The organism is Geodermatophilus sp. SYSU D01045 (genome assembly GCF_054050295.1).
In genome coordinates this window covers 19,789-32,736 of record NZ_JBJGZB010000036.1, presented here as the reverse complement: position 1 = coordinate 32,736, position 12,948 = coordinate 19,789, and the positions used below count along the sequence as shown (strand labels likewise).

General features: G+C 74.8%; 14 protein-coding genes. 2 read left to right on the top strand and 12 right to left on the bottom strand.

The window, feature by feature from the left end:
- From ACI798_RS21140 to ACI798_RS21120, 5 genes are all read right to left on the bottom strand, one after another.
- Window positions 1-1,127 (bottom strand): AAA family ATPase (locus ACI798_RS21140; RefSeq protein ID WP_457048877.1); only part of this gene is annotated, 1,127 nt, incomplete at its 3' end.
- 265 nt (window positions 1,128-1,392) lie between these two features.
- Complete coding sequence (locus tag ACI798_RS21135) at window positions 1,393-4,101, bottom strand: hypothetical protein (protein WP_457048876.1); 2,709 nt, start codon at window positions 4,099-4,101, stop codon at window positions 1,393-1,395.
- 116 nt (window positions 4,102-4,217) lie between these two features.
- The gene (locus ACI798_RS21130; protein WP_456940654.1) at window positions 4,218-4,421 is read right to left on the bottom strand and encodes a hypothetical protein; all 204 of its coding nucleotides are present in this window, start codon (window positions 4,419-4,421) and stop codon (window positions 4,218-4,220) included.
- Window positions 4,422-4,853: 432 nt separating this feature from the next.
- Window positions 4,854-5,051 (bottom strand): hypothetical protein, encoded by a 198-nt coding sequence (locus ACI798_RS21125; RefSeq protein ID WP_456940653.1) that lies wholly within the window; start codon window positions 5,049-5,051, stop codon window positions 4,854-4,856.
- Window positions 5,052-5,501: 450 nt separating this feature from the next.
- A complete protein-coding gene (locus ACI798_RS21120; RefSeq protein WP_456940652.1) occupies window positions 5,502-5,687 on the bottom strand; it encodes a hypothetical protein in 186 nt (61 codons plus the stop codon).
- Window positions 5,688-6,109: 422 nt separating this feature from the next.
- Between ACI798_RS21120 and ACI798_RS21115 the strand changes: the two genes are divergently transcribed.
- On the top strand, window positions 6,110-6,952 hold the full coding sequence (locus tag ACI798_RS21115; RefSeq protein ID WP_456940651.1) for a glutaminyl-peptide cyclotransferase: 843 nt from the start codon (window positions 6,110-6,112) through the stop codon (window positions 6,950-6,952).
- 392 nt (window positions 6,953-7,344) lie between these two features.
- The gene (locus ACI798_RS21110; protein ID WP_457048875.1) at window positions 7,345-7,587 is read left to right on the top strand and encodes a hypothetical protein; all 243 of its coding nucleotides are present in this window, start codon (window positions 7,345-7,347) and stop codon (window positions 7,585-7,587) included.
- A gap of 55 nt (window positions 7,588-7,642) precedes the next feature.
- Here ACI798_RS21110 and nusB read toward each other — a convergent pair whose 3' ends face one another.
- From nusB to aroC, 7 genes are read right to left on the bottom strand one after another with little or no spacing between them, the layout of a single operon-like run.
- Window positions 7,643-8,050 carry a transcription antitermination factor NusB gene (gene nusB, locus ACI798_RS21105; RefSeq protein WP_456940649.1) on the bottom strand — a complete coding sequence of 136 codons (408 nt, stop codon included), beginning with the start codon at window positions 8,048-8,050 and terminating at the stop codon, window positions 7,643-7,645.
- 17 nt (window positions 8,051-8,067) lie between these two features.
- The gene (gene efp, locus ACI798_RS21100; protein WP_456926769.1) at window positions 8,068-8,628 is read right to left on the bottom strand and encodes an elongation factor P; all 561 of its coding nucleotides are present in this window, start codon (window positions 8,626-8,628) and stop codon (window positions 8,068-8,070) included.
- Window positions 8,629-9,732 (bottom strand): M24 family metallopeptidase, encoded by a 1,104-nt coding sequence (locus ACI798_RS21095; RefSeq protein WP_456940648.1) that lies wholly within the window; start codon window positions 9,730-9,732, stop codon window positions 8,629-8,631.
- Window positions 9,729-10,163, bottom strand: coding sequence for a type II 3-dehydroquinate dehydratase (gene aroQ, locus ACI798_RS21090; protein WP_456940647.1), 435 nt, complete (start codon window positions 10,161-10,163; stop codon window positions 9,729-9,731). The genes ACI798_RS21095 and aroQ overlap by 4 nt, the downstream gene beginning before the upstream one ends.
- Entirely contained in the window at window positions 10,160-11,215 is a 1,056-nt protein-coding gene (gene aroB, locus ACI798_RS21085) for a 3-dehydroquinate synthase (protein WP_456940646.1), read from the bottom strand. The genes aroQ and aroB overlap by 4 nt, the downstream gene beginning before the upstream one ends.
- Entirely contained in the window at window positions 11,212-11,745 is a 534-nt protein-coding gene (locus tag ACI798_RS21080) for a shikimate kinase (RefSeq protein WP_457048874.1), read from the bottom strand. The genes aroB and ACI798_RS21080 overlap by 4 nt, the downstream gene beginning before the upstream one ends.
- Window positions 11,742-12,920 (bottom strand): chorismate synthase, encoded by a 1,179-nt coding sequence (gene aroC / locus ACI798_RS21075; protein ID WP_456940644.1) that lies wholly within the window; start codon window positions 12,918-12,920, stop codon window positions 11,742-11,744. The genes ACI798_RS21080 and aroC overlap by 4 nt, the downstream gene beginning before the upstream one ends.
- Window positions 12,921-12,948 lie beyond the last annotated feature (28 nt).

Genomic DNA, 12,948 nt, shown 5'->3' with positions numbered 1-12,948 from the left:
CGACCCCCCCCCCCCCCCCCCCCCCCCCCCCCCCCCCCCCCCCCCCCCCCCCCGGCGGCCGAGCGCCCCCCACCCGCCCCCCCCCCCCGCGCCCCCCCCCCGGTGAGCTGCCCGGCGTCCGGCACCGGCTCCCCTCCGTCGAGCAGTGCCAGGCACCGGGCTGCGACGTGTGCCGGGGACCGGTCGTCCCCGGAGCCGGCGAGGAGCTCACGACGGATGGATCGGAGCACCGCCTCGGGTGTACGGCTCCGGACGACCTCCGTGTACAGCGGGTGTGCCGTACGGACGAGACCCGGCGTCCCCTCGGCGTCGTCGACGACGACGCCGAGGCGTTCGAGCCGGGCGACGGCCTCCCGGCTGCTCAGCGCCTCGACCTCCCGGGCCGACAGCGGTTCGACCGTGGCGAGGACCTCCAACACCCGCCATTCCGCGGCATCCAGCTGCCCCAGCTGGGCCAGCACGATCTCACACAGCCGCTGGGACGGAAGCATGGCGTCCTGCCACCGCCACGCCCCCTCGCACCTCGTCAGCCGACCGCTCCAGACGCCGTCCTCCAGCAGCTCCCGGAGGAACAACGGGTTGCCTTGACTCAGGTGCCAGAGTCGCTCACCCGTCCGGGCGTCCACGTCCCCGCCGAGCACCTGGCCGATCAGCCGGACGAGCTCGGCGCGGCGCAACGGCTCCAGGTGGATCCGGTCGGCCAGCCCGTCCTTCCACAGCGGGGCGGCCGGATCCGGCTCCGTCGCACCTGTGCGCACGGTCAGGACCAGCATGACCGCACCGCTCGCGGCGAGCTGGTGCAGGAGGGTCACCGACATCTGGTCGAGCAGGTGGGCGTCGTCGACGCCGAGGACCGGGGTCGGACCGGTCCCGTCCCCGGCGATGGCCGCGGTCGCCCGTTGCAGCAGGGCCAGTCCGGTTGCGCCGTCGTCCACCGCGGGCAGGAGGTGGGCCAACGCGCCGAGCGGCACGAGCGCCGCGGCACCGGTGGCCACGGCCCACGCGGTCGGGTGGCCCCGCTGCGCGGCGGCGGTCAGGGCCTCCCGAGCCAGTCGGGACCGCCCCACCCCCGGGGGACCTGTGATCACCAGGCTGCGCTCCGGCCTCGCGGTGAGTGCAGCGATCATGGTCCGGAGCTCGGCTTCCCGGCCCGTGAGGGGCCAGCGCGTCGCCCCCATCAGACGGGACGAGCGCGATCAGGGACGGACCACGGCATCCCGTGGCCCGTCCGTCGTTCCACCGCTCCCGGCATGAGCTCCCTCGCCACTGCCGCTCCCCCGAGCTACTGGTACGGATCCCGCGCGGCGACTTTAGTCACGGGTTCGTCCCGAATTCGACGTCCGGGCTCTCCCGTGGCCCGGGTCGTGCCCCTGCGCGACGCGTCCCTCACAATCAGTTCGCCCGACCGGGGGCCGCTCCCCCGGTCCCCGTGCCTGGACTGACCATGAGGACAGCGGGCCCCCCGCCGAAGGCGGCAGCCGGCGGTGTACCGGCGGTGGAGCCGCCGACCGTGACCTCCCAGTCCGCCTCCGCGGCCGCCGGCGACCCGACCCGGACCAGCCGATCGGGCGGGACCCCGTCCCGGAGGAGGTCCCCCCACAGCCCGGCCGGCACCGCCACGGTGCCGCGCGAGGAGGCCTGCTCGGCGATCCAGGCGGCGAGCTGCTGGTGCGGCGGGGTCCGCGCGGACACCGGCAGGAAGAGCGCTCCGGTGATCACGACGACCAGGGCGGCCACGAGGAAGGTGCCCCGGAGCAGCGGGTGCGGTCGGGCCGCCGCCGGGCCACCGGTCCACGCAACGGCGAACAGGAAGCCGAGAAGCACCACGGCGACCAGCACCACCGGGAGCGCCGTGCCGGCCCCGTGCCAGGGCACCACGGCCGGCACGGTGGCCGCACCGGCAGCTGCCGCCGGCAGGCGGAGGCCGCGGAGGAGGAACCCGGTGCCGACGGCGAGCGCCGCGAGGAGCAGCAGCACGGCGCGCTCGGAGGACCCGAGGGGGAGGTCGGCCGGACCGCTCGGCACGGTGGCCACCACAGCGGCGACCGGGAGGACGACGAGCGCTGCCAGCCACGGTCGGGTGTCGCCCTCCACCGTGTCCGGGCGGGCGTGCCGGGGTCCGCCCGCGTGCCGCGCGCGCCGGCCCGATCCGGCTCCGAGGTGGGTCCCGATGCCCACGGCCAGCGGGACGGCGACCAGGGGCTCGGTCGCCACGCCCACCGCGACGGCGGCGATCCCGAGCGCTCCTGCGACGGGGCGCCGTGCCCGGCTCAGCACGAGCGCGCCCACGGCGGCCCACGCGGCCCCGACCAGACCGCTGCCGACCGTGGCGAGCACGGTGACCGCCGGCCCCATCACGAGCACCGCCAGCAGGGGCAGGGCCACCGCGACCGGGCGCACGCGCCGGGTCCGGACGAGCACGAGGAGCGCCACCACCAGGACCGCGGACGCCACGACCGCGAGTTCCCGGCCTCCCGCCAGGATCGTGTCGTGCCGCTCGAAGGCACCGGTCAGCCAGGCGTAGCCGGCCACCTGCAGGCGCAGCAGCCGGTCGCCGGAGCCCACTGCGGCACCGTCCACGCCGTGCAGGGCGGCCCACGCGCCGTCCACCAGCCGGAGCTCCGCCGCGGTGGCCGGGTGCGACCAGGCGACGGAGGCCACCCGCACGAGCAGGAGGGCGCCGAGGCCTGCCAGCCCGACCACCGCACCGACCCGGCGGACGGCTGCCCGGTGGGCCGACCCGACCCGCCCGGCCCAGCGGACGGCGGGACGGCCGGCGACCAGGGCGACGGGACGCCGGGCGACCAGGGAGGCCAGTGACCACAGGATGAGCCCCAGGCCGAGCCACGGCAGGGCCAGGAGCAGGAGCTGGAAGACGCCCAGCGTGGTGGCCAGGACGTCCCCGCTCCGGGCTCCGGCGTCGAGGTGCCGGACGTACTCCAATGACGCCTGCCAGGCGACGGGCAGCAGGTGCGGCAGGGCGACGAGGACGGCGACCAGCCAGGCGAGCAGCGTGGGGACGATCAGTGCGACCCACAGCACGACCACCCGGCGCGCCCGTGGCCTGAGCCTGCGCAGGAGCGGGTGGGACGGGCGGCCCGGGAGCAGGCTCAGCAGCGCCGGCTTCACGAAGCCGAACAGCTCGGGGACCCCCACCAGGTCGGCGAGGATGTAGTAGCCGTCCATCCGCAGGTTGGGGAGGAACTGCCAGGCGGTCTGCGTGTGCATCGTGACCAGCGCGATGAGCAGCCACGGCTCGCCCGTCCCGAGGTAGCACAGGCCCAGCGCCAGCATGGCGATGCAGTTGAAGTAGACGCCGCCCAGGTCGGTCCGCAGCCGCCCGACCCGGTCGAGGCGGTAGCTGTCGGTGACCTTGCTGTAGAACGCCGGCCAGACGATGTAGAGCCCGACGCCGACCTCGCCGGGACGGGCGCCGCCGTAGCGGCAGGCGGTCACGTGGCCGGACTCGTGGAAGGCGGTGAAGACCACGGTGAGGCCGAGGAGGGCGAGCACCAGCCCGGGCTGCCGGGCCACGTCGACGACGGCGGACTCCATCCGGCCGAGCACGTCGCCCTGGGCGACGATCCAGACGTCGACGGCGAGGAACGCGGTGACGAGCGCCACCCAGGCCGGCCGGGTGAACAGCGGCCGGAAGAACCCGGCGATGCGCCAGCTGACGGCGGCCGGGATGACACCGGCGCGGTAGCGGAGGCCCAGCAGCGGGTCGGCGCGGACCGGCGCCTGCGGGCTCGCGTCCCCGGCCCCGGCGACGTGCTCGTCGACGTGGTCGGCAGCGATGATCCCGGCGGGCCGGAGCCGCTCCTCGACCAGGAAGGTCACCTGGTCGGCGGTCAGCTCACGGCCGAGCTCGGCGCTCAGGTCGGCCGCGACCTGCTCGGTGTCCCGGCCGTCGAGGGAGCCGGCGAGCCGGTAGAGCAGGCGAGGGACCTGCATGACCTGCCCGTCGACCCGGCGGATGATGAACCGGGGGTCCTCGTAGGCGGAGTCCTGGTACTCGCCCAGCAGCTCGGTGCCCGGGGCCAGCCGTGGCAGCGGGATCCCACCCGTTGCCGGGCGGTCGAGGACCTCGGTCTGCGTCACGCTTCCCTCTCCGTCCCTCGTCGGCCGATCCGGACACGGGGAGGGGCGGCCGGTGACCGGCCGCCCCTCCCCTGGACGCGGCGGGTGCGTCAGCAACCGCCGGGCCCGTGGCGCTGTCAGCCGCCGAAGCGGACGTTGCTCCCGGCGAGCGCCGCGGCGACGGCCGAATTGATCTGGGTGCCGCCGAAGTTGATGTTGCCCGCGTTCACCGCGACGGCGATGGAGAGGTTGCCGTTCTGGAAGAACCCGGCCTGCATCGTGGTGCGCTCGGGCAGCAGCTCGACCTGCTCGTCGGCGAAGAGCTCGAGGTCCGTGGACATGGTGTCTCCTTCAGGATCGGTACTGGATGGAGTCCGCCAGGAACAGGACCGCAGCGGTGCCGCCGGACCCTCCTGATCGCCCCGTGGTCTGCCGAGCCCGGCCGCGGTCCGGGATCGGCACGCGGAAGTCTCGGGCCGCCGCCGGACCGAGGCATCAGCGTCCGGCACCTATCTGCTTCGGTCCCTCCACTGACCCCCGCACCCGGGACCACGCGCCCCCGCTGGGTCATGCCCGTACGGCGGACGACGGTACGGATCCGCTGTCCCGGGCGTCGGTCCAGCCACCACGTAGACGCCTCGTGGGGAGGTCCGGTGCGGCGTCCTGCACGCGGCGAGGGACAACGCGAGGAGGGGCGGCCGCGAACGACCGCCCCTCCCCGGCCCGGCACACAGCCGGGCCTCGCATCACCCCATCGGCAAGAGGCTCAGGCGTCAGCCGATGAAGACGTTGCTGCCCGCTGCAGCCGCGGCGACGGCGGCGTTGAGCTGGTTGCCACCGACGTTCAAGTTCAGCACGTTGGCGGCCACCGCGGTCGCGGTGTTGCCGTTCTGCGCGAAGAACTGCATGGTGGTGCGCTCGGGCAGCAGCTCGACCTGCTCGTCGGCGAAGAGCTTCAGGTCCTCGGACATGGTGTCTCCTTCAGGATCGATACTGGTTGGAGTCCGCCAGGAGCAGGACCGCAGCGGTGCCGTCGGACCCTCCTGCTCGCCCCGTGGACTGCCGAGTCCAGCCGCGGTCCGGAGTCGGCGCGTGGAAGTCTCGGGCCGCCGCCGGACCGGCGGCATCAGCGTCCGGCACCTATCTGCTCCGGTCCCGCCATTGACGCCGGTCGTCGCCACCACCGATCCGCGAAGGCGGTACACGTAGGTGGCGACCACGGCACCGAGCGCGGAGGCGCACGGATCGCTGCGAGGGCACGGATCGCTGCGAGGGCCATGTGGGTCCTCCCGTGGAGGAGACGCCGGCCTCCGTACACCGAGCGCCGACAACGGGAAGAGGGGCGGCCGCGAACGACCGCCCCTCCCCGGCCGGGCACGCAGCCGGGCCTCGCATCACTCCATCGGCAGGTGGCTCAGGCGTCAGTCACCGATGAAGACGTTGCTGCCCGCGAGCGAGAGGGCAGCCGCGATGTTCGCCTGGTTGCCGCCCACGTTGACGTTGCCGGCGTTCACGGCCGCGGCGACGGCGGTGTTGAAGTTCTGTGCCGCGAAGAACTGCATGGTGGTGCGCTCGGGCAGCAGCTCGACGGTCTGGTCCTCGAACATGGGATCTCCTCAGGATGCGGTACTGGGGATGAGGCCTGCCGGGATCAGGACTGCGGCGTCGCCGCCGGACCTCCCCGATCGCCCCGTGGACTGCCGAGCCCGGCCGCGGTCCGGGATCGGCACGCGAGAGTCTCGGGCCCCGCCGTGGAGGGCGACATCGGTGGCCACCACCTATCTCGGCTCAGCCGGATCCCGGCCCCGGGTCCGTCCACCACGGTGCCCGCTCGATGCGACACCTAGAGCGGAGAACCGGCACGGATCAGCAGGTGTCATCACTGTCGGACCCACCGGTCGGGTCGTAGTGTCTGCGGCCCCGGTTCGTCCCGGGTCGCCGGGTGGGAGGCGCCGGTCGATCGGCGTGCCCCGGCGACCCGGTGACCCGGTGACCCGATCGACCGTCCCGAACGGATTGTGACCGTTTGATGAACCGTGGCGCCCGCCGTCGAGCACTCGGCTCCGTCGTCCTCGCCGTCGCACTCCTGTCCGCCTGCGCGTCACGCGACAGCACGGAGGTCTCCGTCTACGGGGAGTCGGCGCGGGCCCGGAACGCCGCGGACACTGATCCGGACCAGCCGGTGCCGGTGCTGCGGCCGGAGGTGCTGGCCGAGGTGCCGCACGACCCGTCGGCCTTCACCCAGGGGTTCGAGGTGCACGACGGCGCCCTCTACGAGGGCACCGGGCTCGCGGGCCGGTCCCAGCTGCGCGAGGTCGACCCCGCGACCGGCGAGGTGCGGCGGTCCGCGCCGCTCCCCGGCCGGCTGTTCGGCGAGGGCATCACGGTGGTGGACGACCGCATCTGGCAGCTGACCTGGCAAGACGGTGTGGTGCTCGAGTGGGACCGGGCCACGCTCACCCTCCGGCAGGAGGTGCCGCTGGAGGGCGAGGGCTGGGGGCTGTGCTTCGACGGGACCCGCCTCGTGCGCAGCGACGGCACGGACCAGCTGCGCTTCCACGACCCCGTCACCTTCGCCGAGACCGGCTCGGTCGCCGTCACCTTCGACGACGAGCCGGTGACCCAGCTCAACGAGCTGGAGTGCGTCGACGGACAGGTCTGGGCGAACGTGTGGCAGTCCGACGCCCTCGTCCGCATCGACCCGGTGAGCGGGCGGGTGACCGCGCTGGTCGACGCCGCCGGCCTGCTCGACCAGGAGCAGCGCGCGGACGCCAACGCGGTCCTCAACGGCATCGCCGCCCTGGGCGACGACGAGTACCTGCTCACCGGCAAGCTGTGGCCCGTCTCGTTCCGCGTGCGGTTCGTGGAGTAGTCCGGTCCGCCGGTGCGGACTCGCCCCGGTCCCGGGCACCGTGTCGTCCCCGGCCGTCCCGCACCAGCGGGCGGGCACCACGGACGCAGCCGGTCGGCACCACCGAGGTGCGGTCAGGGACCACGGGACCGGTCCGGGGACCGCACCCTGCGCCGCCGCGACGTGCTGGGATGGCGCGACGAGGGGTGCGTCGCCCGCCGGCGGCGTCCCGACGACCACCCCACGACCGTCCGGAGGTACCCGTGGAGAGTCGGTTCCCCGTCCTGCTCTCGGCGCTGCTCCTGGTGTGCGGCTCGTTCTCCTGGAGCAGCTCCGCTGGTCCTGCCGGTCCGCTGTCCGGGTGGCTGAGCTCGATCGGCGTCAGCGCCGCCGTGGGGGATGGCTCCGGGTCCGTGAGCCTGGTGTCGTGCTCCGGGGACTCCTGCTCGGTGACGCTGGGAGGGAGCGGCGCCCGGGCCCACGTGCTCGGGACGACGATCGGGCTCACCGGGACCGACGGCGACCGGGCGACCCTCCGGGTCGAGGACCGGGACGTCTCCTGCACGGTGGGGCGGACGACCCCGGTGGGCGGGCTGCAGCTGACCTGCACGGAGGTCGCGGACGGCCGGGTGGCGTTCACGGTCACCCGCGGCTGAGGTCCGACCGCCGGCGGCGACCCCGGCCCACCGCCGGGGCGACCGGCCGGCCGGCTCAGCCGGTGGGGACCTCGGCGTCGAGGATGGCGCCGAGGACGCCGTTGACGTAGGCGGGCGAGTCGTCGGTCGACAGCGTCCGGGCCAGCTCCACGGCCTCGTCGATGACGACGGCGTCGGGCACGTCGTCGGCCCAGAGCAGCTCGAACACCGCCATCCGCAGGATCGCGCGGTCGACGTCGGGCAGCCGCTCGAGCGACCAGCCGCGGGCGTGGGCCCCGATCAGCTCGTCGATGCGCGCCTGGTGCGCCGCCACGCCCTCGACCAGCCGGACGGCGTGGTCGGGGACGGGCGGCGACGGGTCGGCGATCCGCTCACGGAGCAGCTCCACCGGGTCGGTGCCCCGCAGGTCCGCCTCGTAGAGGACGTCGACGGCGCGCTTGCGCGCCTTGGTGCGGGCAGCCATGGCTCGGAGCCGGTGTGTCAGTTGGCGCGGCCGAGGTACCGGCCGTCGCGGGTGTCGACCTTGAGCTTGTCGCCGGTGTTGACGAACAGCGGCACGTTGATCTGCGCGCCGGTCTCGAGGGTGGCGGGCTTGGTGCCGCCGGTGGAGCGGTCGCCCTGCAGGCCCGGGTCCGTGTGCTGGACGACGAGCTCCATGGTCACCGGCAGCTCGACGTAGAGCGGCGTGCCCTCGTGCACCGCGACGACGACCTCGGTGTTGTCGAGCAGGTAGTCCGCGCCGCCGCCGACGGTCTCGGACGGGACGTAGATCTGCTCGAAGGTGTCCCCGTCCATGAAGACGAAGTCGTTGCCCTCGCGGTACAGGTAGGTCATGTTCCGCTTGTCCACGGTGGCCGTCTCGACCTTGGTGCCGGCGTTGAAGGTCCGGTCGACGACCTTGCCCGAGAGCACGTTCTTCAGCGTCGTCCGCACGAACGCGCCGCCCTTGCCGGGCTTGACGTGCTGGAACTCGGTGACGGACCACAGCTGGCCGTCGAGGTTGAGGACCATGCCGTTCTTGAGGTCGTTGGTGGTAGCCATCTAGAGGACCAGCAGTTCCTTGCTCGTGAGGGTCAACAACTCGGGCGCGTCCGCCGTGACGACGAGCGTGTCCTCGATCCGGACACCGCCGTGGCCGGGGAGGTAGACCCCCGGCTCCACGGTGACGGCCATGCCGGCGGCCAGACTACCCGCGCCCAGCGGGCCGATGCCCGGCGCCTCGTGGATCTCCAGGCCCACCCCGTGCCCGAGGCCGTGGGTGAAGTGCTCGGCGTGCCCGGCCGCGGCGATGACGTCCCGCGAGGCCGCGTCGACGGCGACGACGTCGGCCCCGACGGCCAGCGCCGCCCGCCCGGCCGCCTGCGCCTCGGCCACCAGCGCGTAGACCTCCCGCTGCCAGTCGGCGGCGTGCCCGAGCACCAGCGTGCGGGTCATGTCGGAGTGGTAGCCGTCGACGGTCGCGCCGAAGTCGAGCTTGAGGAGGTCGCCGCCGGCCAGGACCGTGCGGTCGGGCCGGTGGTGCGGGATCGCGGAGTTCGCGCCGGTGGCCACGATCGTCTCGAACGACGGCGCCTCGGCGCCGAGCGCCAGCATGCGGGCGTCGAGCTCCCGGCCGACCTCCAGCTCCGTGCGCCCGGGCCGCAGCGCGCCCTCGGCGGCCAGCTCGGCCAGCGCCTGGTCGGCGACCGCGCAGGCGCGGCGCAGCGCCTCGATCTCGTCGTCGTCCTTGACCGCGCGCAGCTCCTCGACCGCGCGGCGGACCGACACCAGCCCGGGCACCGTCCCGCCGGCCGCGGCGTCGGCGAGCACCCGCTCGAGCTGGGCCAGCCCGTCGACGGTGACGTGGTGGCTCTCGTAGCCGATCCGGCCCGCACCCCGGCGGACCGCCTCCTGCGCCAGCGCGGGGACCGTGCTGCGGTCGACCAGCAGCTCGACGTCGGGCACCTGGGTGCCGGCCTGGGTGGTGTACCGGCCGTCGGTGCCGAACAGGTCGGCCCCGTCGGTGCGCAGCAGCAGCGCGCCGTTGGAGCCGGTGAACCCGGTCAGGTAGCGGACGTTGAGCAGGGTGGTCACCAGGACGGCGTCCAGCCCCCGCTCCGCCGCGGTCGCCCGCAGCCGCTCCCGCCGTTCGGCCGCCCTGCTCACGAGACCCCCTTCGCCGCCAGGTACCGCAGCGCCAGCTCGTAGCCCTGGACGCCGAGCCCGGCGATGACGCCGTCGGCGACGCGGGAGACGTAGGAGTGGTGCCGGAACTCCTCGCGCCGGTGGATGTTCGAGACGTGCACCTCCACGACCGGCGCGGTCACCGCGGCCAGCGCGTCGTGCAGCACCACCGAGGTGTGCGACCAGCCGCCGGGGTTGATGACGACCGGGTCGCCGGCGTCGGTCGCCTCGTGGACCCAGCCGAGCAGCTCGGCCTCGGAGTCGGTCTGGCGCACCCGCACGGCGAGCCCGAGCCCGGCGGCGGCCTCCTCGACCATCGCCACGAGCTCGGCGTACGTCGTCGTGCCGTACACCTGGGGCTCGCGGGTGCCGAGCCGGCCGAGGTTGGCCCCGTTGAGGACCTGGATCGTCACTGTGCCTCCGATACCGCGGCCCACGCCGCGTCCAGCCACGCCTGCTCGGGGTCGGTCAGGATCGTCGGGTTCCCGATGCCGTCGAGGACGACGAACCGCAGCGTCGCGCCGCGGGCCTTCTTGTCCACGCGCATCACCGCCTGCAGCGCCGCCCAGTCGCCCCGGTAGGCGGTCGGCAGGCCCATCGCCGCCACCAGCTCGCGGTGCCGGTCGGCCTCGGCGCGGGTCAGCGTCCCGGCCCGGACGCCGAGCTCGGCGGCGAAGACCAGCCCGACGGCGACCGCCTCGCCGTGCCGCCAGCGGAAGTCCTCGACCCGCTCGATCGCGTGGCCGAGGGTGTGCCCGTAGTTGAGGAACTCGCGGACGCCGGTGTCGAACAGGTCCTGCCCGACGGCGTCGGCCTTGACCCGCACCGCCCGCTCGACGAGCTCCTCCGTGTCGCGGCGGCCGGTCGGGTCGGCGGCGAGCAGGTCGAGGATGGCGCCGTCGGCGATGAAGCCGCACTTGACCACCTCGGCCATCCCGGCGCGGAACTCCGCCTCCGGCAGCCCGGCGAGCACGTCGGTGTCGGCGAGCACCCCGGCCGGCGGGTGGAACGCCCCGACCAGGTTCTTGCCGGCGCCGGTGTTGATGCCGGTCTTGCCGCCCACCGCGGCGTCGACCATGCCGAGCACGCTGGTGGGCAGGTGCACGACGCGGACGCCGCGGGTCCAGGTGGCGGCGAGGAACCCGGCGAGGTCGGTGACCGCTCCCCCGCCGACCCCGACGACGGCGTCCGAGCGGGTCAGCCCGAGCCGGCCGAACTCCTCCCAGGCGGCCGCGGCGACCGCGGCGGTCTTGGCGGCCTCGCCGTCGGGGACGACGACGGCCTCGGCGGCCACGCCGGCGGTCTGCAGCGTCTCGACGGCGGCGCCGGCGAGCGCGGCCAGCGGCGGGCTGTGCACGACGGCGGCCTTCGGCGTCCCGGCGAGCAGCAGCCCGAGCTCGACCTGCGCCCCGGCGCCGATGACGACGTCGTAGGGCTTCTCCCCCGCGACCGTCACGCGCCTCATCGCCCGGCCCCCGCAGGCAGCGCGGCGAGCACGTCGGCGACCACGTCCTCGGGGGTGCGGCCCCCGGTGGGCACGACCACGGTGGCGACCTCCGCGTAGAGGGGGGCGCGCTGCTCGAGCAGGGTCCGCAGCATCGCCCGGGGGTTGACGGCCAGCAGCGGGCGGTCCCGGGACAGCCCGGCCCGCCTGGCCGCCGAGGGCAGGTCGACGTCGAGGTGGACGACGGTGCCGCCCGCCCGGCCGTGCGCGACCAGCAGCGCCCGGGTGGCCGCGCTGAGCACCGCGCCGCCACCGAGCGCGAGGACGCCGTCGTGCTCGGCCAGCGCCCGGGCGACCGCCTGCTCCTCGAGGTCGCGGAAGTGCTGCTCGCCGTGCGTGACGAACAGGTCGGCGACGCTGGTGCCGGTGGTGGCCTCGACGTCGGCGTCGGTGTCCCGGAACGGCAGGCCCAGCGCGGTCGCCACCTCCGTCCCGACGGTGGTCTTGCCCGACGCCGGCGGCCCGACCAGGACGAGGAGCGGACCCGTCACCGGAACGGGAGCGCGTCGAGGTAGCCCTGCACGTTGCGGCGGGTCTCGGTCACCGAGTCGCCGCCGAACTTCTCCAGGACGGCGTCGGCGAGCACCAGCGCCACCATCGCCTCCATGACGACCGCCCCGCGGGGGACGGCGATGGCGTCGCTGCGCTGGTTGATCGCGACGGCGGCGTCACCGGTGGCGACGTCGACGGTGGCCAGCGCCCGCGGCACGGTGGAGATCGGCTTCATGGCGGCGCGGACGCGCAGCACCTCGCCGTTGGTCATGCCGCCCTCGATGCCGCCGGCGCGGTCGGTGACCCGCCGCATCCGGCCGTCCTCGCTGACGATCTCGTCGTGGGCGACCGAGCCGCGGCGGCGCGCGGTCTCCAGGCCGTCGCCCACCTCGACCGCCTTCACCGACTGCACGCCCATGAGCGCGCCGGCCAGCCGGGAGTCCAGGCGCCGGTCCCAGTGCACGTGGCTGCCCAGGCCCGGCGGCAGGCCGTGCACGACGACCTCGATGACGCCGCCGAGTGTGTCGCCGTTCTTCCGGGCGTCGTCGACCTCGGCGACCATGACGGCGCTCGTGGCCGGGTCGGCGCAGCGGACCGGGTCGTCGTCGATGCGCGGGTTGTCCTGCGGGCCGGGGACGATGCCGTCGGGCACGGTGACCGGCCCGATGGCGACGACGTGGCTGACCACCTCGACGTCGAGCACCTGGCGCAGGAACGCCCGGGCGACGGCGCCGAGCGCGACGCGGGCGGCGGTCTCGCGGGCGCTGGCCCGCTCGAGCACCGGGCGGGCGTCGTCGAAGCCGTACTTCTGCATGCCGGCGAGGTCGGCGTGGCCGGGGCGCGGCCGGGTGAGCGGCGCGTTGCGGGCCTGCCCGGCGAGCACCTCGGGGTCGACCGGGTCGGACGCCATGACCGTCGTCCACTTGGGCCACTCGGTGTTGCCCACCTGGACGGCGATGGGCCCGCCCATGGTCACGCCGTGCCGGACGCCGCCGGTCAGGGTGACGGCGTCCTGCTCGAAGGACATCCGCGCGCCGCGGCCGTGGCCGAGCCGGCGGCGGGCCAGGTCGACGTCGAGGTCGGAGGTCTGCACCTGCACGCCGGCGGGCAGGCCCTCGAGGATGGCGGTGAGCTGCTGGCCGTGCGACTCACCGGCGGTCAGCCAGCGCAACATGCGGCCGATTCTGCCAGCCGGGGTCCTC